Below are 18,630 nucleotides of genomic sequence, written 5' to 3'. Positions count from 1 at the left end.
CCGTAAAAGTCCGGCCTTTCGTCAATACTTGTTTTAATTATAACACACTTACCTTAAAACAACTTAAAGAGATTGGAATTCTCTGCTCTGCTGCTCCTGTCAGCCGGCTTCCCAGGCGAGACAGCAGTTCATTTGTGATAGTTCCCGACTGCTCTGCCACTTCTTCTGCCGTGATCTGCTCCGCCCCGTCCGAGCCAATTACCGTAGCCACATCGCCGGCCATAATGTCCGGAACAGCCTCTGCCTCTACCGTACACTGGTCCATGCAGATGCGCCCTATAATCCTGCACCGTTTTCCGCGTATCAGGACGCTGCCGCCTTTTAACGAACGGGGAAGCCCGTCGGCATAACCGATTGTCAGCCCGGCGATCCGCATCCTCTTCTCTGCCTGATAGCTTCGCCCGTAGCCTACGAAGTCTCCCGGACAGATTTCTTTTACGGAGGCCACCCTCGCCCGGAGCGACAGCACCGGACGGATTCCCAGCCTTTTTTTCAATTCCTCATCTGAGCTGCTCAGAACGCCATAGAGAACGATCCCGGCCCTGGCATAGCTTCCTCCCGCTTCCGGATAATGAATGATGCCATAGCTGCTCTGAAGATGACTGCAGATCTGTCTATAGCCCAGGCTGCGGACCCATTGCTCTGTCTGCCGGAACCTGCTGATCTGCAGGCGTGTATATTCCTGATCCTCCGCACCGGTTCCATCTGCTGCACAGAGATGGGAAAATATCCCCTCAACCTGCAGCCTGGAGAGACGGAACATTTCAAGGATGCCTTCCCTGTCCTGCCAGGAGATTCCCATCCGGTTCATTCCGGTGTCCACCTTCAGATGGACGGGCAGGCGGACGCCCGCCCTGCGGTTTAATTCCAGCCCGTAGGCCCTGTCCACTATGGTCTGGATCAGGCCGTATTCTGCCAGCTCCTTCCAGTTTTCAGGCGGCGTATAACCCAGAATCAGAATTTTTCCCTGAATCCCTCCGTTCCTCAGCTCGATCCCCTCCGTCAGCGTGGCCACTGCAAAAGCCTCTGTCCCGCATTTTTCCAGAATCCTCGAGGTTTCCACCGCCCCATGCCCGTATCCGTTTGCCTTCACCACTGCCATGATCTGGCTGCCGGGCGGCAGCATTTCCCTGAGACATTCCAGGTTCCAGGCCAGATTTTCTTCCCGGATCTCCGTCCAGGCTCTCAGTCTGCTGTTTCTTTTGATTTCCATTCCGTTATTTTTCACCATCGGATAACGCCTCCTTTCTTCTGTGCAAAATTCCAGGCATTGCGGATAACACTGCTGCGCTGGCCGTCACAGCCGCAAAATGGACCAGGCTGTTATCTACCAGCAGCCACCGCAGGCCCAGCGCGCCGCCCACACCCCGGACCGCTATGATACAAAGAGGGTGTATCAGATAAATCAGGGCGGACATCTGGCGGGCCTTAGGAAAAGCAGGCACCCTCCAGGTACGTACCCAGGAAAAAAGGAAATACATGGCGGGCAGCAGCAGCAAATACATGCTGTCGTGGCGCTGGAGGGAGAAGCGGTGCAGCACCATCCCCTCCGCCAGCATCAACCCCAGGCAGATTCCTGTTCCGATCCCACTCTGCTTTCCTGACAGCGGTTTCTGTTTTCTCAGCACCAGGCCCAGGCACAGGAACACCGGCGCAAAGAACAAACCCGTCCTCGTATAATCCATCCACTGCCACAGCCATTCATAAAAGGCTTTCAGCGGAGCGGCCTGTACGGCGGCGCCGTAATAGCTGTCTCCCAGAAGCCCTGCCACATACAGGATCAGGACTGCAAACACCGTCTTCCGCATTCCCAGCCAGCGGATCAGGAACACCGTCAGCCCCATTCCCAGAAGAGCCGCCGGAAAATACCAGAGATGGTAAAACGTCCCGTTCCACAGAAGCTCTCTCAGGACGGCGCCGGCCGTAAGCCCTTCCAGGCGCCCCGCGTACAGATTCACCGGCAGATAGATAAGAACTGCCGCCCCGTATAACAGTGCCGTCTTCCGAAACCACCCGGCCAGCTTACGGCTGCCCTTCCCTATTTCCAGGCAGCCCGGCAGCACGTAATAGCCTGTCACCATGAAAAAGAAAGGGACCGCTACCCTGCAAAGAACTCTGGTGACCAGAAAATCCCCGGTCTCTGACAGGCTGGCCAGCGGGTAAGTGTGGATGGCCACAACCATCAGCGCCGCAATCAGCCGCATGAGATCAATCCCTGTATTCCTTTCCTTTTCGGTCATCATTCCCGTCTCCTTCATAAGCTGCACCAGGCGGTGATCAGGAATCCTGCCTCATTATCTCCCGAAACCTGCACTTTTTGTTCCTCGCTGACACATACCTCTGTCTCCGGTCCCTGGCACTTCTGATAATAGATTTCGTACCGTTTTCCGTCCAGGCACACCTTCAGATGCTCCGGACCGCAATCGCGCAGAAGCCTCACATATTCTTCCAGCACCAGCTTCCACTTTGTCATCAGCGCCGCATGGGGAGCCCCCACATAACGGAAATGCCAGGGCTCCCTTCCGATTCCCGTAACAGCCTCCTTTCCCTCCGGATACCGTTCCACAAAGCCGAACTCAGGCGCCCTCTTCCTGAATTCCTGACAGATTCCGGAATACGGAAAATCCGGACAGATCAGATCAATCTGGCCTCCCTTCTTTCCCAGATCTATGGCCAGCCCTGTCTCATGTTCGCTGCATCCCGGCATTGCCACAAATTTTGCGGTAAATTCCTCCCCGTTTTCCCTCAGGGATTCCGCATAAAGCTTCCTCTGCTCTGTTTTTCTCCTAAATCCGCTGACCAGGGCCAGCTCTTCTTCCCTGTCAACCGCTCTCAAAAGCTCCAGCAACGCTTCCCCGGCCCTCCATTCCATCTCTTCCTCACTCTCAGGAAAACCGATGCGCGTGATTCCTCCTTCCTTTCGGATGGGATGGTTTTTATTGACCAGAATCAGATTTCCCCGAAAAACCTGGTTCCGGTTCAGGCAAATCCTCTTCATGAAGGCTCCGCCAGCCCGATCAGTGTATTTACCACATCCCCAAAGCTCCGGCCAACGCCCTTCATCATATTGGGATAGCGGCTGTGTGAAGTGAATCCGGGGATTGTGTTCACCTCATTAAATACCAGAGAGCCATCCGGCTTCAAGAACAAATCGACTCTGGCAAATCCGCTGCAGCCCAGCACCCGGTAGATCCTCACGGCGGCCTCCCGCACTCTGCCGGCGGTTTCCTCTGTAATCCTTGCGGGCATATGGATCTTTGATGTCAGCAGATGATATTTTTCCGTGAAATCAAAAAGCCCTCCTGACAATTCAATCTCATCTACCTTTCCCACCGTGAGCTGTTCCGTTCCCAGGATGGCGCAGCCCACCTCAAACCCATCCACACTCTCTTCCACAAGAACCTCCTGATCCTGCCTGAGGGCTTCCCGAACTGCCTCTTCCAGTTCTTCCGCCCGCTCAACCCGGGTGATCCCGAAGGAGGAGCCTGCTTTTACCGGTTTCACAAACACAGGACGTCCCTTTGACAGCCCCAGCCGTTCCGCAGCCTCCTTCAGCCGGCCGAGCTCCCCGGAGGCGCATTCCTTCCTGCCGAACACCTGACCTTCGGGGACCTCTATCCCCGCCGTTTCTGCCAGCAGATGCGCCCTGTGCTTGTCCATGCAGAGCGCCGAGCTTAAGATACCGCAGCCGACCACCGGTATTCCCGCCAGAGCGCACAGCCCCTGGACGCTTCCATCCTCGCCGTTCCTGCCGTGCAGCACTGGAAATACGGCATCCACATATACCAGCTCCGGTCTTCCCTCTTTCCATACCATGACGCCGTGATCCTTCCTGTCCGCTGAAATCATCGCCGGAGTGCAGGATGGATGGGACGCCCAGCCATCATTCCTGATTTCATCCGTCCCGCCTTCGTATTCCAGCCAGGTACCGTCTCTGGTAATGCCGATCTTCAGCACCTCATATTTTTTCCGGTCCACCGCATCCAGCACCGCAGCAGCTGACTGCAGGGATACCTCATATTCGCTGGAGCATCCTCCGAATAGAATTGCTATGGTTTTCCTCATCTCTCTACCTCCTGTCTCTTGATGACATAATCATACGCAAAAAAAGAGAGCGATATCTATACGCTCCCTTATCACTCTCTTAAGAAACTATTACGAAGATTGTGTTTTTTTCTGAACCTCGCCATTTTTCGGTAATTTTACGATAAACGCCACCGCATGCTCCCTGCTTTCCGCCTGGACGCTGCCTCCGTGCAGCTCTACAATTTCCCGCGCGATCGCCAGCCCCAGCCCGGCATTGCCCGTATCGCTGGCGCGGGAATCATCCAGACGGTAAAACTTTTCAAACAACAGCTCCAGCTTCTGGGGCGGGATCTGCCTTCCCTGGTTTTCAATGGTAATCTGAAGCTCTTTTCCCGTCTCCTCCACATTGATCCTGATCTCACTGTCCCGGTCGCCATAGGCGATGGCATTTTTCAGAAGATTGTTAAACACTCTGGCCAGCTTGTCCGGGTCCCCCTCAGCATACAATTCCCGGCTCTGTTCCAGACAGATTTTCTGGTTCTTATCACCCAGCATCGGATAGAATTCCTCGATCATCTGCCGGAGCATATACGTCAGGCTAAAGCTCTGCCTTTCCAGCAGGATGGTCTGCTGGTTGAAGCGGGTGATATCAAAGAATTCGTTCATCAGCGTTTCCAGACGACCGGCCTTCTCCAGCGCGACACGGAGATAACGGCTCCTCTGCGCTTCCGGCATCTCAGGCACCTCCTCCAGCAGCTCCAGATAACCGATCACGGAGGTAAGGGGCGTTCTCATATCATGGGCCAGGTACATCACCAGATCATTTTTCTTCTCCTCAGCCTCTTTTGCCTTCCTTTCCCGTACCTCCAGAAGCTGCCCGCACTGTTCAAGTTTTTCCTCCATCACACGCAGTTCCGGCGACAGGGACGGGGGCTCCTTCCCCTCAGCGAGGACGCTGTCCAGGCCGTGGCTGATTTCCGTAAAGTAACGGGTCATCCGGTGCACAACCACCCGGAACCCCATCAGTACCACGATGAGCGACACCGCGGCCAGAATCAGCTCCATATGGTTCCGGATGGTGAACTGATAGATGGTATGGGCGTCCGGAACCGACAGGTAAAAGGTATGAATCAGGAAGTCCACAACCAGATCCCCCACCCTGCCCCGCAGCAGCTCCCTCAGCAGAAGGATACCTGCAAATCCCAGAACCAGGATGCCCACCAGCTTCCAGTACAGCTTTCTCTCGAATTTGGAATAGTCACTTTTTCTGTGTCTCTCAGCCTTCAATTTTATACCCCACTCCCCAGACAGTCCTGATATATTTTGGATGCTCCGCAGAATCCTTCATTTTTTCTCTCAGGTGGCGGATGTGGACCATAATCGTATTGTTGTTGCTGCTGTAATATTTGTCGCCCCAGACTTCATGAAACAGACGGTCGGATTCCACAACCTCCCCTTTATTGCTGCACAAAACCCACAGGATAGAAAACTCAGTAGGAGTCAGCGACAGCTTTTTGCCGTGCAGGGTACAGGTATGGTCCCTGCAGTCTATCCGAAGTCCGGAAACTTCCGCGACATCCCGGTCCTCCTGGCCCGGATTATAGTGGATAAAACGGCGCAGCTGGGCCTTTACCCTGGCTATCAGCTCCAGAGGGCGGAAGGGCTTCGTGATATAATCATCCGCCCCCAGAGTCAGACCGGTTATTTTGTCAATTTCCTGATCCCTGGCTGTCAGCATGATTACAGGATAATTATGGTTTTCCCGAATTTTCCTGCAAACGTCGAAGCCGCTCTGATCCGGAAGCATCACATCCAGAAGCACGAGATCAATCTTTTCCTTATCGATACATTCTAACGCTTCCCTGGCGTTTTCACAGACGAATACCCGGTATCCTTCATTCTGAAGATATACCCCGATCAGCTCTCCGATCGCCGCTTCATCATCCACTACCAAAATCTGTTCCATCGCAATCTGTCCCCTTTCTGCCTGCAACTCGGTGATGCTACTATTGTAGCAGGCAGATCATAAAGGGACCTGAACATTTCCTGTTATATTTCTTAAAAAGCCCTTAATATTTACACTGCTCAAAACTAAAGCGAATGAAGAGGCAGCCTGCAGGTATGCACCCAGGATAAATCTTCCGGATAACGCTGATTGGCACAGCCGCACCAGTGTATAATACCTCCTCCGAAAGCTTTCATGATTCTCTCGTTATAAGGAATCACGAACTCCTCATACAGCGCCGGGGACATGATGACGGTGTCGTCGTCTGACAGCCAGATCCCGATTCCCTCCGGTACATAGACCCCCTGGTCGCCTGCACAGCAGTCCAGAGGCTCCCCGATGGCTTCCTTCTGAAGCTTCGCCCACCGGATCAGCGCTTCCGTCACCAGTTCCATCAGCTGATGTATTTTCTCCGGATAATCATACATCCAATAGAACATTTATCATAGCCGCAGAGCTGCAGATCCGTGGTCAGCGGCCCCTGGCAGTCTGTAATCCCCACCGGTATGCTGCTGTTCTCTTTAAAATAGCGGATGAACTGAAGGACATGAGGCATCAGACCGTCCTTCCCCGCCTCCGGCATACGCAGCCGGTCCAGGTCCTCAACAGAATCAATGATAAAGCCTGTCTGGGCCGGGTCCATTTTATCAATGAATTCCACCTTGCTCCCAAAGGCAGAGCACAGCACCCCTGTTCCCATAAATGGCATCAGATAGGGAACATAATGGTCGTTGACCAGCTCATAGTAATGCCGGAACTGCCCAATCTGTCGGCGGTACATCCCTCAGGGTCCTGGAAATACCCATCGGGAATCAGCTCCGGCTCCTCCCCGAACACAAAATAATTGGCGTTGTTGACGACAAAGGGGAACGCGTCTGCCAGTCCTCCGTCAAATGCCCGTCTGAACAGGTCTTTTGATACTTTATTTCTGTCTCTGTACAGTTCCTGAATATGATCCACGTCCTACCTCCTGTGAAAACTGAATTTTACTCTTTAAAGCTTCAGCCAGATCTCCTGGGAGCTCCGCATAATCGCTGCACACATCGGAATTCTCAACGATCAGCACAGACGCTTCCTCTGTCATTACGATATGGTGCCAGAAGCTCCTGTGAACATTATAGATAACGTCCTGCCCCATGGGAAAGGCCCGTACCTGAGCGGGCGCTTCACCGCCGCCCCCCAGGATCAGCCAGGCTTCTCCCTGACGCAGCAGGAATATTTCATCTGTCTCCGTATGGCGTTCCAGCCTTTGGATCAGCCCCTTTTCAACGATCTCACAATAATTCAGGACAGCCACCCGCCAGCTGTTATATTCTGCTGCCACGGTAAACCCTCCGCCTGCCAGATTAATGGCTTCTAAGCCCTGAATCACACCATCTCCCATGTCCATCAGCACCTCCCTCCTTCAAGGACTGTTCCCAGCATCGCCCGGATGTTTTCAAAAGGAGTCTCACCGCCCAGCGCACACCCGGGGCCCAGGATCACTCCTGTGGCCTTTTTTCCTCCCACGGTCCGCAGCATCGCCTCTGTCTCCGCAGTAACCTGCTGCGGCGTGCCATTCATGAGAGAAACCGGCGAAATCTGCCCTAATATTGCCACGCGCCCTTTGACCGCAGGCCATACGCCCGCCAGATCTGTCTTCTGGTCAATCTCCAGGATATCAGCCTCAGACTCCGCCATCTGCCCGATGATCCCGGTGGCATTTCCACAGATATGCAGAGCTACCAGCCCCCCTTCTTTATGCACTGCCCGGATCATCTCCCTCTCATAGCGCATGGCATACCACCCGTACATGGCGGGGGAGATCACATCCGGTCCTGCCGTACTTTCGCCAATGGACTGCATTGGGCGCCAGCTTCGATCATCGCCGTACAGCACAGGATACCTGCCTGCGTGCTGATCTCCAGCAGATGATCCAGCTCCTCTTCCAGCCCTCCGTCGGCCAGCGCCATCAAAAGCTCGCTCATGCCGGTCACCTGCGAAGCCAGGCTGAAGGGGCCCTGGTCCCCCCGCCCCATGATGGCGACGCTGTTACCCAGTTTCTTTCTCAGGATCTGAACCGTTTTCAGATTAGCTTTTAACAGCGGGGCATCCAGTATCTTCCTGGAAACCACCAGCCGGTCATATTCTTCAATCGCCCTCAGCGCCGCTCCCGTCACTGCGGGAGGAGCGTCTTCCCTCAGGCTGACTTCACACCCCATGGCCTGTGCCAGTGACGCGGTTCCATTCTCCACCAGCAGCACGTCATGACCGAATTCTTTCTGCAGTCTGATCTGTGCTTCTGCCATATCTTCCGGACCAAAAGCAAACCGGTCAAAGGTTTTCCCCGATATCTTGGCACACACTGCAAAATCGTGGAGATCCACAGGCATCCGGTCCACCTCCTGAAAACGGACGGCAGCATAAAATCTCTCTAATGATGTCATCATAACGATTCACCGACTCTTTCTGTAAATGTAGCTGCTCTCATAATCTTCTCCTGGCTCACTTCAGCCTTGGAATATTCTGCCCGGTACTTCCCGCCGCTCAGAACCAGAAACCGGTCGCACATGGCGATTAACTCCGGCATTTCCGATGAAACCATGACCACTCCCAGCCCGCTCTCCGCCATCTCGCTGATCAGCCGGTAAATCTCTGCCTTCGCCCCCACATCAATCCCCCTGGTCGGTTCGTCAAAGAACACAACCTTCATGAGTGTCTTTACGGACATGCTGGAATCACATCCGGAGATTAACGCAGTCTTCGTCACTTCCGGCGATGCTGTCAGTAATTATGGGAAAATTCTGGCGGAAAAAGGCCTCCAGGACAAAATCACGCTTATTGGAATGGACGCCATAGATTCCAACATACAGGCAATAAAAAACCATGAGATATACGGCGTAATGGACCAGGATTTTTACCAGATGGGATTTCTGAGCGGAGAATACGCAATGAAGCTCCTGAACGGTGAAGCTGTTCCGCCCGAAACTTTCTGTGATTCCATGTTGGTCACCGCAGACAACGTCGCTCAGCTTCATCCGGAGGTAACATGAAAAAACGTTCCATAAAAACCCAGCTGACCTTTTTTACCATCGCCGTCATCGCCGCGCTGAGTGTTATCACAGTTTCCCTGCTGGGCGGCTGGATCGTCAACCTGAACCAGTATAACCACGTAATTCAGCAATACTATTCCTTTACAGCGCTATCAAATGAAATTAACCAGGCCTATATTGACCTCAACAGCTATATTCAGAATCCCAACCACGAAATTCGTGATAAATACAGTCAATCCATGGACAATGCCAAATCCGCGATCACCGATATCAAAGACAGTTCCGCAGAACCGGATATTTACTACGCCATGGTCGGAATAGAAAATATGATTCTCGAAGCAGACCGGATCAACCGGGAGATCATGGAACAGCTGAATCTGGATTTCTTCAATATTACTATCTGGGTGGAAACAATGCAGGAAATCAAAGCCCGGCTGTCACTGCAGAACCAGGCTTTCTCTGAGCTTCTTCTGAATCCGGTCGCAGACTTTATCGCCGCCAGCAGCCTGGCGGCACTTCACAGCTGCTATCAGAAATATTTCGACACCGCGCTGAACCGGCTCCGGCAGATTACAAGCGAAAATAAAAACTATACAGTTTTACGCGCCCAGCGCTATATCAAAGCTCATTATCCGGAGGCACTCACCCTGCAGTCCATCTCCGACGCGTTGCAGATCAGCCCCTATTACATCTGCCACATATTCAAATGCAGCGCCAATACCGGAGTCATGGAATATCTCAACACTTGCAGGATCGAGGCGGCAAAAAAGCTTTTGCAGGCTGAAAACATGAGTGTAAAGGATGTTGCCTTTAGAGTGGGCTTTTCTGACCCCAACTATTTCTGCCGGGTCTTTAAACGCACCACCAGCCTCACCCCGTCGGCCTTTAAAAACCTGGAGAATGAATCATCTGTCTATTGATATCCTGAAAAAAAACGCTATACTGTTATTTGTAGACAACTGAAAAAGGAGCAACAGCAGAAATGAAAAAAGAAATTTTATGGAAAAAAGAGGAACTGGACCTCCCTGCGATGAATTCTTTCTGTGAGGACTACAAAGAATTCCTTTCCTCCTGCAAGACAGAACGGGAATGCACCGCTTTCATGGAACACGGCTTGCAGGCCGCCGGCTGCATACCGCTGTCCGACGTGATTGAGAAAAAACTGGTCCCCCGCCCCGGAGACCTGATCTGTGCTGACATGATGAAAAAAGCACTCTTGATCTTCCGAATGGGAACCCGCCCGCTGCTTGACGGAATGAGGATTCTGGGCGCTCACATCGACTCGCCCCGTCTGGATCTCAAGCAAAATCCCCTTTTTGAAGACAGCGGCCTGGCTTTCCTGGATACTCACTATTACGGAGGTATTAAAAAATACCAGTGGGTGGCCCTCCCTCTGGCCCTTCACGGCGTCGTGGTCAAAAAGGACGGAACCGCCATCACCGTCTCCATCGGCGAAAAAGCTGACGACCCTGTGCTGGGCGTGTCTGACCTGCTGCCCCATCTGGCCGGAAAGCAGATGGAGAAAAAAGCCCGCGAAGCCATAGAGGGCGAGAATCTTAACATACTGGCCGGCAGCCGCCCGCTGGAGGGTGAAGAGAAGGATGCCGTCAAAGCTATGGTGCTCTCACTCCTGAAGGAACAGTATGGAATCGAAGAAGAGGATTTCATCTCCGCAGAGCTGGAAGCCGTGCCCGCCGGTACGGCGCGGGATTACGGCCTGGACCGGAGCATGGTGATGTCTTACGGGCAGGACGACCGTGTGTGCGCCTACACCTCTTACCAGGCGCTCTTACAGACAGCAGCGCCGGAATACACCAGTGTCTGTCTCCTCACCGACAAAGAGGAAATCGGCAGCGTGGGCGCCACAGGCATGCAATCCCGTTTCTTCGAGGATACCGTCGCAGAACTCATGGAAGCCCTGGGCTGCTACAGTGAAATTGCCTTCCGCAGGATGCTGAAACGGACAAAGGTACTTTCCTCCGACGTGAGCGCCGCCTTTGACCCCAACTATCCCGACGTCATGGACAAGAATAACAGCGCCTACCTGGGCCATGGTCCGGTTTTCAACAAATATACCGGCTCCCGGGGAAAATCCGGCTCCAATGACGCCAACGCGGAATATCTGGCCTGGCTCCGGAATCTGCTGGACAGAGCCGGGATCACCTACCAGACCGCAGAGCTGGGCAAGGTGGACGCGGGCGGCGGCGGAACCATCGCTTACATACTGGCAAACCTGGGCATGGAAGTCATTGATTTCGGCGTAGCAGTGCTGAATATGCACGCCCCCTGGGAAATCACCAGCAAAGCCGATATTTTTGAGACCTACCTGGCTTACCGGGCCTTTCTTCTGAGCTGACCTGCAGGCTTTCGACTAAATCATATCTGAAAAGGCCGGCCAGAGCTGGCCCTCATATAAAGGAGCTGAAGGCTCATCTGTCCCCCAGATAAGCTTTCAGCTCCTTCATTCTTTTCTTTGCTTCCGCAATTCCCTCCCGGTAAAGCGGCTCCAGCCTGCCCCAGTTCCCCTCCGTCAGCTTCACCCCATAGGTATCTTCCGGAGCTATGACAAACACCCTGCCCTGACGCTCCAGTTCAAACAGCTCCCGGCTGGCCCTGTTATATTCCGCATTCCTCTGTTTCAGCCTCTCCACAATTTTGGGATATTTCCTGCACAGCCTGCAGACCAGTCGCTCATTTTTATCCTCTTTCTTCAGATACCCCCGTTCCCTCGTGAGTATCACCACTATTTTATCACATCCGTCTTTCATCGCCTGACGGTAAGGGATAGGGTCTGCGATTCCTCCGTCCAGATACCTTTCCTCACCCAGCTGAACCGGAGGAAACAGCACCGGAATTGAACAGCTGGCAATGGTGGTCTCCCAACGCCTCTCATACTCTGGCAGCCGTTTGTACTCCGCCTCTCCTGTCCGGACATTGGTCACAACCGCTACCACTTCTCCAGGAAACCTTGCCAGCGCCTCATAATCATAGGGCACCAGCCGGTTAGGGATCTCGTCAAAGGCAAAATCCAGATTATAATAGCATCTTTTGGCTGGATTCATCCAGTGCCTGAAACCCATATATCTCTTTTCATGCATATATTTTCTGGTAAACTCTTCATTCCTGCCTCTCTGTCCCGATATGTAAGAGACCCCATAAGCAATCCCTGCCGAAACCCCGATAAAATAATCCGGTAAAATCTTCTCATCCAGCAGCACATCTGTCACACCACAGGAAAAAATAGTACGGCTGGCGCCGCCTTCCATAACAACTCCCAATTTCATCTTCTTATTCCCTTCCAACCGCAATTCTTAAATCTCCTCAGAGGAGAATCCTCTGGCAACCCTTACAAATTATACCGCTTAACTCTCCGGATTTCAATGCGTAAAAGCTTCTGCCGGACACCTGGGATGCACACTCCTCCCCGCGCCCGGAATAATTTCACTCGAACAACTCATACTTGACTCATGGGGAAATAGTGTTAAAATAATTAGTGTAATTGGTAATACCAATCCACAAAAGGGAGATACAGAGCGATGAAATATTTTAAACAGTTTGGGATTATCCTAACCGTTTCTTTTCTGGGCGAACTGCTGCACGCGTTAATACCCCTGCCGGTTCCGGCCAGCATCTACGGGCTGGTTCTGATGCTGGCCGCCCTGATTACTGGTTTGATACCCCTGGACAGAGTACGGGAAGCCGGCTCATTTCTCATTGAAATCATGCCCATGATGTTCATTCCGGCGGCCGTCGGCCTCCTGGATTCCTGGAGTGTGCTGCGCCCGGTACTGCTTCCGGTCCTCATCATCACTGCGGCCACCACCGTATTAGTCATGGCGGTATCCGGCAGAGTCACACAGTCTGTCATACGTTTGGAAAAGAGGAAGAAAAAATGAAAGACTTTTTCAGCAATTCAGTTTTTTTTGGCGTGGCAGTGAGCATTCTCGCTTACGAACTGGGAATTTTCCTGCGGAAAAAGTTCCGGCTCGCCATCTTTAATCCGCTGCTGATCTCTATCGTAGCAGTCATGGCCATACTCGGCCTTTTCCGCGTGGATTATCAGGCTTACCAGGAGGGAGCGAAATACCTGAGCTATCTACTGACGCCGGCCACGGTCTGTCTGGCGATCCCTCTCTATGAACAGCTGGCCCAGCTGAAGAAAAATATTGCCGCTATTGTCGCAGGCATAATTTCCGGTGTGCTCACCAGCCTCACAGGAGTTTTTGTCCTCTCCCTGGCCTTTCATCTGAATCATGAACAATACGTCACACTGCTGCCCAAATCCATCACCACCGCCATAGGGATGGGAGTTTCTGAAGAGCTGGGAGGAATTGTGACTATCACAGTGGCCGTTATCATCGTAACCGGTGTCCTGGGCAATATCATCGCCGACGCCGTATGCAGGATCTTCCGCATCGTGGAACCTGTTGCCAAAGGAATCGGCATCGGCTCTGCAGCTCACGCCATCGGAACTGCCAAAGCACTGGAAATGGGTGAAATAGAGGGGGCCATGAGCAGCCTTTCCATCGCCGTTTCCGGTCTTCTGACTGTCGTTGGCTCTTCTATATACGCTATGTTCTTATAATCGGCAACATGTATGTACTGAGAAAGGAGAATCATATGGTCATCACAATCGGCAGAGAATATGGAAGCGGCGGCCATGAGACCGGACGGCTGCTTGCTAAACGCCTGAACCTGGAATTCTATGATAAAGTCCGGCTAATAGAAAAGACAAAAGAGCTTCACTGCGAAGAAGAAATGTATTCATTTTTAAACGAAATGCCTGCGGACAGCCTGCTGTATTCCATCGCCATGGAAGACACCGGGCACAAACCGGGCAGCTATCCCTTCCGTTTCCTCCGGAAGCTGGCAGAACAGGAATCGTTCGTCCTGGTCGGCCGCTGCGGCAACGTGGCGCTCCGGGAATGTCCGGACGCCACCTCCGTCTTCCTCTATGGAAGGACAGAAGCGCGGATCAAACGTCTGGAACTCACACAGGGCATGAGCGAACATGCCGCGCAAAAAGCCATCCGAAAAACAGACATGGACCGACGCCGTTTCCATGAATATTATGGCGGTGAGGAATGGGGCCTGGCCCGCAATTACCAGCTCTGCATCGACAGCACAATTCTCGGGCCGGAGGCCACAGCCGGGCTGATCTGCGACTATCTGGAAAGGGCCGGCCGGTAACTCATCCCTCCGGGTACACCATTTTTTCATACTGCTCTATGGGCATCGGTCTGGCAAACCAATATCCCTGAGCTTCTTCACAGCCGGCATCTCTCAGTATGCCAGCCTGTTCCTGTGTCTCTACCCCTTCACACACCACATGATATCCAAGCCCCTTCACCATGGCGATCACCTGTTGAAGGAAATAGATGCCCCGGTCACTGGATTCACAATTCATAATGAAAGCCCGGTCAATTTTTACCGTATTGACTGGTATATCAATGACTGTATTCAGAACAGAATAGCCTGCTCCAAAGTCATCAAGAGAGGTCATCATATGTACCTTTCTCAGACGTTCAAACAGCTTCTTCACATTATCATAATAAGAAACCGTGGCAGTTTCCGTCAGCTCAATCTCCAGCAGGGACGGATCTACCCCATATTTATTCAATATCTGCAGATACTTCTTCACCGTACTGTCGTCTCTCGCATGAAGGATCGAAGCGTTGACTGAAATAGGCAGCTGAGCCCTGCCGAGCCTCCCGTTCTTTGCCTGAAACGCCACCACCTGCTCAAACACATAATAATCCAGCTCAACGATTCTGCCATTGTTCTCATACAGAGGGATAAAGCTCTCCGGGTGCAGGATCGTCCCGTCCGCTTTGATCCACCTGACAACCGCTTCCGCCCCGACCACTGACAGATCAGCCAGAGAAAACCTGGGCTGCAGGTAAATCTGAAATTGCCGCTGCCGGAGCGCCGTATCAAAGCTGTTAAGGATTTCATTTTCTTCCGCCTGCTTTCTGCCCAGCTCCTCGTCATACAGACGCACTGCGCAGTCAGCTCTGCCCGCCAGCTCTTTTCTGGCATAGTTGGCCGCATCAATCGCCGCTGAAGCACTGGTACAGCCCGGCTTTACATAATAGATACCGCTCCGGAGCCGAAGCCGCACTTCGGGAAACCGCAGGCTCTGCCTCCGGATGAATTCCGCATTGAACACACGCACCCGTTCCGCTGCTTCCTCCTCGTCCCGGCAGGGCATGAACATCAGAAACTGATCTGCTACAATGCGCGTAAAATAGACGTCCGCTTCACACTCCAGGCTGTCAATCACATGGCTGCTGTATTCCTTCAGAAGCAGGTCTCCCATGGTATATCCGCACCGCTGGTTAAAATACTTGAAATTTTCAAAATCGCTGTATACAACCACATGGGAAGTCGCATACCCTCCTACGATCATCCGTTCCACCTCTTCACGGAACCTGTCAAAAGAAATCAGACCAGTCAGCGGATCATAATTCGGGAAGGACAGCAGCCCCCGCTGGCACGCGTTCATCGCCTGGTTCTTGGCCAGATGGGCGGAAATGATCTTCGTCAGCTCACCGAACCGGCTCCTGTCATCTTTGGACCAGTACCGCTTATTCTCACACACCACATATGAAATGGCTCCCGTATACTGGCCCTCGCAGTACATGGCCGCATAGAGAACTGTCTTAGCCTCTCCCTGCATCAGCAGATTAGCCGCATCTTCGGAATACATTTCCAGATTATCATATTGAAGGACTGTCGTCCCATATTCGTCATAGCTGTGAAACAATGTCAGGAAGTCTTCCTTGGTAAAGCTTCCAGGCTTCTGCAGAACCTCCGGTGCTCTTGCCGACGTCCACTGGTACTGGCGCCCCGTGGTTTTTGCCTTGATATCCGTCCGGATAATTGTGATCCTGTCCAGTTGGTACCGGACTCCGATCACCTCCAACAGCAGCTCAATTGCCGCGTCGAAGCTGTTCATCTTCTCAAATATTTCAAAGGCCGTAGCGACGATATCATTCTGAAGATATCTGGCGTCGATCTCCGGATGGCTAATATTCCCTTCCTTCTGTACGATCTCAAACCGCTGCAGCGTGTCGCAGAACACGTACCTGTTCCTGCCGTTAGCCTTGGCCTGATAAAGCGCCCAGTCCGCGTTGCTGAACAGCTGGTCATAAGTGTAGCCGGAGACATTTTCCGGAAGATAGCAGACTCCCAGACTGCAGGTCATGGCATAATCATTTTCGGAAAATGTCAGCTTCCGCACCGCCTTCACCAGCTGCATGGCCTTTCTGACAAGTACCGAATGGCTGATGTTTTTCAACAGGACTACGAACTCATCCCCGCCGGCCCGCATGATAATATCCCCGCTGTCAAACACCATCTCCAGCAGGTGAGCCAACTCAATCAGCGCCGTATTCCCAAAAAGATGCCCGTACTTATCATTGACGTTTTTAAAATAATCGATGTCAACAACCATCATCCCGCAGGAATCATAGGGATTCTTACTGCTGAGATAATAATTGATCAGCTCTTTACCGAAAAACTGATTGTATAGCCGGGTCAGAGAATCCCTGCGGGCCTGCTCTTCCAGAACTTCTTCCCTCTTTTTCTCTGCCGTGACGTCCTTAATACTGCCGATCAGACGCCTGCTGGCAGCCCCGTAACCCGAAATCTGGGTGGCATCCAGACGTTTCCTGAGGAGTGAACCATTCTCGTCCATAACCCTGATCTCCGCCGGCCCACGAACGCCGCCCTGAAAAAATGATATCGCCTTCCAGCGGTCCTCCGGATAGATCTTTGGGTCTGCCTCAAGATAAGACAGATATTGTGAAACCTCTTCTACCGTCTTCAGCCTCTCATCATAGAGAACAAACCGGTCTTCCTTCAGATAATACTCAAACACGGAAATCCCGGTATTCTTTAAAACAGCGGCAATTTTCTCAAGTTTTTCATCATCAGCCAGAAACTGTTCCTGCCTGTCCTTTCCTGAATTACACATCATATCTCCTCTTTTCTAACCCGGCAGAACAATCTATAAAAGTGTCAGCGCCTCTGTCAGCCTTCTGATCACCGTTACATCTTCATATTCCTGCCCTTCTGTCCTCTGTATGAGCACCGGCCGGATACCGGCCGCCGCAGCTCCCTGCACATCAGAACTGTAGGAATCGCCAATATGCAGCACCTTCTCTGCCCGGCATCCGCTTACCTCCAGAGCCTTATCAAATATCTCCCTGCGGGGCTTATACGCCCGCACCATGTCCGCACAGATGATGCCGGCCGTTAAAAGGCCTTTCTGCTTCATCGCCTTTTCCACATACTGTATCCCATTATTGCTGATTACGTAGACCGGAATCGGACATTAGATATCCTGTCATACCTGCGTCAAAAGCTTCTTTTTTATCTTCCCCAAAAGCATTGGCAGTCATAGCCACAATCGGAATTGTCCCCGCATCCGGATGATCCAGCCCACGTATCACCTTTGTCGCCTCAATCCCATCCATGACGGACATTCTGATATCCATAAGGATCACCTGATAATAACCCGGCTCTCTGTTCCTGAAGCATTCCACTGCTATTTCACCGTTTTCCGCCACCTCAATGCTTCGAAATCCTCCTGATAAGAAGCGGAAACATCAACGGCGCACTCCTCCTGCATTTCAAAATAGCATCCTTTATTAGGAACCAGTTTTCAAGAATCCGTTCCTGCTCCTGGGCTTTCTCCAGGCGCATCTGGTCTGTGATATCCGTAAACACTGCCTGTATCACTTCCTGGCCATTGCTGTTCACAATCCGTCCCATCACCACATTGATCCAGGCTTCTTCCCCGCTTTTCCGGATGCATCTCCGGTGATAGGATACTGCTCTTCCGTTCAGCGCAAGCCCTTCAATGGTGTTCACGATCCAGTCATAGTCCTCCGGCTCAACCGCCTGCAGCGGACTTTTAATATGGCTGCGGTACTCTTCCTCTGAATCGTACCCATAAAGCTTCCAGGTCATGGGATTCAGCGCAATCAGCTCATGGGCGGCATCCGTTGAAAACTGCAGTATTCCGCAAGGCACCGTGTTATATAGCTGTTCCAGGAACTTAGCCTGATGCTCATATTCAATATTCCTGATGTTCAGAGCAGACTGAAGCCTCTCAAATTCCCTGCGGCCCTCCTCCAGCGGAAACAGCTCATCGTCCTTAATGGGCGCATAGGGAATAGAATTGTGGATATGCACCGTTTCCAGCCGTCCGTCTTTCTCACGAAATACGAATGTGTCCCGCTGGACCGTGTTGAGATACGCTCCGCTTTCCGGCCTGCTCCGGAGCCTGCTGACAGCTTCACACAGGTAACTGCCGCCTCCCAGGTCAATAGAATGGTACACCTCTTCAGACATATCGCAGGCTATCATACCATCCTTCCCCATCCGGAAGCTGGCCGCAACGGCTTCCTTCCCTTCTGCCTTCTGCTTTTCTCCGCCTCCCAGCCAGATTATGTCATCTGCAAAAGTAGAGATCATAAATTCCATATCAGATTCGCAGAAATACGTGACCAGTATCTTGCGGGCCAGGGCCTCTGCCTCCTGCAACATCTTCTTACCCAA

The 18,630-nt window shown here is 52.4% G+C and carries 24 protein-coding genes; 6 read left to right on the top strand and 18 right to left on the bottom strand.

What is annotated here, in order from left to right; translation table 11 throughout:
- Window positions 1–37: 37 nt before the first annotated feature.
- The 13 genes from vanT to H9Q79_RS01700 form a co-directional block, all read right to left on the bottom strand.
- Complete coding sequence (gene vanT / locus H9Q79_RS01755) at window positions 38–1,231, bottom strand: serine racemase VanT catalytic subunit (RefSeq protein ID WP_118647956.1); 1,194 nt, start codon at window positions 1,229–1,231, stop codon at window positions 38–40.
- Window positions 1,218–2,243, bottom strand: coding sequence for an acyltransferase (locus tag H9Q79_RS01750; RefSeq protein ID WP_249329079.1), 1,026 nt, complete (start codon window positions 2,241–2,243; stop codon window positions 1,218–1,220). The genes vanT and H9Q79_RS01750 overlap by 14 nt, the downstream gene beginning before the upstream one ends.
- Window positions 2,244–2,254: 11 nt before the next feature.
- Window positions 2,255–2,998, bottom strand: coding sequence for a D-alanyl-D-alanine carboxypeptidase family protein (locus H9Q79_RS01745; RefSeq protein WP_118647950.1), 744 nt, complete (start codon window positions 2,996–2,998; stop codon window positions 2,255–2,257).
- Window positions 2,995–4,065: a D-alanine--D-serine ligase VanG gene (vanG, locus tag H9Q79_RS01740; RefSeq protein WP_118647948.1), complete on the bottom strand. Its 1,071-nt coding sequence runs from the start codon at window positions 4,063–4,065 to the stop codon at window positions 2,995–2,997. The genes H9Q79_RS01745 and vanG overlap by 4 nt, the downstream gene beginning before the upstream one ends.
- Window positions 4,066–4,155: 90 nt before the next feature.
- Complete coding sequence (locus H9Q79_RS01735; protein WP_118647946.1) at window positions 4,156–5,313, bottom strand: sensor histidine kinase; 1,158 nt, start codon at window positions 5,311–5,313, stop codon at window positions 4,156–4,158.
- Complete coding sequence (vanR, locus tag H9Q79_RS01730; RefSeq protein WP_118647944.1) at window positions 5,303–5,992, bottom strand: VanR-ABDEGLN family response regulator transcription factor; 690 nt, start codon at window positions 5,990–5,992, stop codon at window positions 5,303–5,305. Before vanR ends, H9Q79_RS01735 begins: the two co-directional genes overlap by 11 nt.
- Window positions 5,993–6,117: 125 nt before the next feature.
- Complete coding sequence (locus tag H9Q79_RS18255) at window positions 6,118–6,426, bottom strand: uroporphyrinogen decarboxylase/cobalamine-independent methonine synthase family protein (RefSeq protein WP_283245091.1); 309 nt, start codon at window positions 6,424–6,426, stop codon at window positions 6,118–6,120.
- The gene (locus H9Q79_RS18250; RefSeq protein ID WP_118647940.1) at window positions 6,426–6,812 is read right to left on the bottom strand and encodes a uroporphyrinogen decarboxylase family protein; all 387 of its coding nucleotides are present in this window, start codon (window positions 6,810–6,812) and stop codon (window positions 6,426–6,428) included. The genes H9Q79_RS18255 and H9Q79_RS18250 overlap by 1 nt, the downstream gene beginning before the upstream one ends.
- Window positions 6,740–6,991 carry a hypothetical protein gene (locus H9Q79_RS01720; protein WP_147371505.1) on the bottom strand — a complete coding sequence of 84 codons (252 nt, stop codon included), beginning with the start codon at window positions 6,989–6,991 and terminating at the stop codon, window positions 6,740–6,742. The genes H9Q79_RS18250 and H9Q79_RS01720 overlap by 73 nt, the downstream gene beginning before the upstream one ends.
- A complete protein-coding gene (locus H9Q79_RS01715) occupies window positions 6,954–7,421 on the bottom strand; it encodes a hypothetical protein (protein WP_249329078.1) in 468 nt (155 codons plus the stop codon). Before H9Q79_RS01715 ends, H9Q79_RS01720 begins: the two co-directional genes overlap by 38 nt.
- Window positions 7,421–7,876, bottom strand: a complete 456-nt coding sequence (locus H9Q79_RS01710) for a uroporphyrinogen decarboxylase family protein (protein WP_118647936.1) — start codon at window positions 7,874–7,876, stop codon at window positions 7,421–7,423. Before H9Q79_RS01710 ends, H9Q79_RS01715 begins: the two co-directional genes overlap by 1 nt.
- Window positions 7,837–8,460, bottom strand: coding sequence for a uroporphyrinogen decarboxylase family protein (locus H9Q79_RS01705; protein WP_118647934.1), 624 nt, complete (start codon window positions 8,458–8,460; stop codon window positions 7,837–7,839). The genes H9Q79_RS01710 and H9Q79_RS01705 overlap by 40 nt, the downstream gene beginning before the upstream one ends.
- The gene (locus H9Q79_RS01700; protein ID WP_147371504.1) at window positions 8,457–8,741 is read right to left on the bottom strand and encodes a hypothetical protein; all 285 of its coding nucleotides are present in this window, start codon (window positions 8,739–8,741) and stop codon (window positions 8,457–8,459) included. The genes H9Q79_RS01705 and H9Q79_RS01700 overlap by 4 nt, the downstream gene beginning before the upstream one ends.
- Here H9Q79_RS01700 and H9Q79_RS01695 point away from each other — a divergent pair.
- The 3 genes from H9Q79_RS01695 to H9Q79_RS01685 all read left to right on the top strand — a co-directional run bounded on the left by H9Q79_RS01695 (window position 8,722) and on the right by H9Q79_RS01685 (window position 11,419).
- Entirely contained in the window at window positions 8,722–9,063 is a 342-nt protein-coding gene (locus tag H9Q79_RS01695) for a sugar ABC transporter substrate-binding protein (protein ID WP_118647930.1), read from the top strand. The two genes, H9Q79_RS01700 and H9Q79_RS01695, sit on opposite strands and share 20 nt — an antisense overlap.
- Window positions 9,060–9,983, top strand: a complete 924-nt coding sequence (locus tag H9Q79_RS01690) for an AraC family transcriptional regulator (protein ID WP_118647928.1) — start codon at window positions 9,060–9,062, stop codon at window positions 9,981–9,983. Before H9Q79_RS01695 ends, H9Q79_RS01690 begins: the two co-directional genes overlap by 4 nt.
- 62 nt (window positions 9,984–10,045) lie before the next feature.
- Window positions 10,046–11,419: an aminopeptidase gene (locus H9Q79_RS01685; protein WP_118647926.1), complete on the top strand. Its 1,374-nt coding sequence runs from the start codon at window positions 10,046–10,048 to the stop codon at window positions 11,417–11,419.
- Window positions 11,420–11,492: 73 nt separating this feature from the next.
- Here H9Q79_RS01685 and H9Q79_RS01680 read toward each other — a convergent pair whose 3' ends face one another.
- Window positions 11,493–12,347 (bottom strand): patatin-like phospholipase family protein, encoded by an 855-nt coding sequence (locus H9Q79_RS01680; protein WP_249329077.1) that lies wholly within the window; start codon window positions 12,345–12,347, stop codon window positions 11,493–11,495.
- 252 nt (window positions 12,348–12,599) lie between these two features.
- Between H9Q79_RS01680 and H9Q79_RS01675 the strand changes: the two genes are divergently transcribed.
- From H9Q79_RS01675 to H9Q79_RS01665, 3 genes are read left to right on the top strand one after another with little or no spacing between them, the layout of a single operon-like run.
- The gene (locus H9Q79_RS01675) at window positions 12,600–12,959 is read left to right on the top strand and encodes a CidA/LrgA family protein (protein ID WP_118646246.1); all 360 of its coding nucleotides are present in this window, start codon (window positions 12,600–12,602) and stop codon (window positions 12,957–12,959) included.
- Window positions 12,956–13,648, top strand: a complete 693-nt coding sequence (locus H9Q79_RS01670; protein ID WP_118646244.1) for an LrgB family protein — start codon at window positions 12,956–12,958, stop codon at window positions 13,646–13,648. The genes H9Q79_RS01675 and H9Q79_RS01670 overlap by 4 nt, the downstream gene beginning before the upstream one ends.
- Window positions 13,649–13,683: 35 nt before the next feature.
- Window positions 13,684–14,253 carry a cytidylate kinase-like family protein gene (locus H9Q79_RS01665; protein WP_249329076.1) on the top strand — a complete coding sequence of 190 codons (570 nt, stop codon included), beginning with the start codon at window positions 13,684–13,686 and terminating at the stop codon, window positions 14,251–14,253.
- A 1-nt stretch (window position 14,254) separates the two neighbouring features.
- On the opposite strand, the gene H9Q79_RS01660 is transcribed toward H9Q79_RS01665, so the two are convergent.
- The 4 genes from H9Q79_RS01660 to H9Q79_RS01645 are packed head-to-tail and all read right to left on the bottom strand — an operon-like array spanning window position 14,255 to window position 18,630.
- Complete coding sequence (locus H9Q79_RS01660) at window positions 14,255–17,044, bottom strand: bifunctional diguanylate cyclase/phosphodiesterase (protein WP_249329075.1); 2,790 nt, start codon at window positions 17,042–17,044, stop codon at window positions 14,255–14,257.
- A gap of 30 nt (window positions 17,045–17,074) precedes the next feature.
- Entirely contained in the window at window positions 17,075–17,344 is a 270-nt protein-coding gene (locus H9Q79_RS01655) for an HAD family hydrolase (protein ID WP_249329074.1), read from the bottom strand.
- 25 nt (window positions 17,345–17,369) lie between these two features.
- Window positions 17,370–17,636: a response regulator gene (locus H9Q79_RS01650; RefSeq protein ID WP_249329073.1), complete on the bottom strand. Its 267-nt coding sequence runs from the start codon at window positions 17,634–17,636 to the stop codon at window positions 17,370–17,372.
- Between the two features lies 1 nt (window position 17,637).
- Complete coding sequence (locus H9Q79_RS01645; RefSeq protein ID WP_249329072.1) at window positions 17,638–18,630, bottom strand: PAS domain S-box protein; 993 nt, start codon at window positions 18,628–18,630, stop codon at window positions 17,638–17,640.

Source organism: Wansuia hejianensis, from assembly GCF_014337215.1.
Taxonomy (GTDB): domain Bacteria; phylum Bacillota; class Clostridia; order Lachnospirales; family Lachnospiraceae; genus Scatomonas; species Scatomonas hejianensis.
Note: the sequence above shows the minus strand (reverse complement) of the source record. Positions and strands in the feature narration are given on the sequence as shown.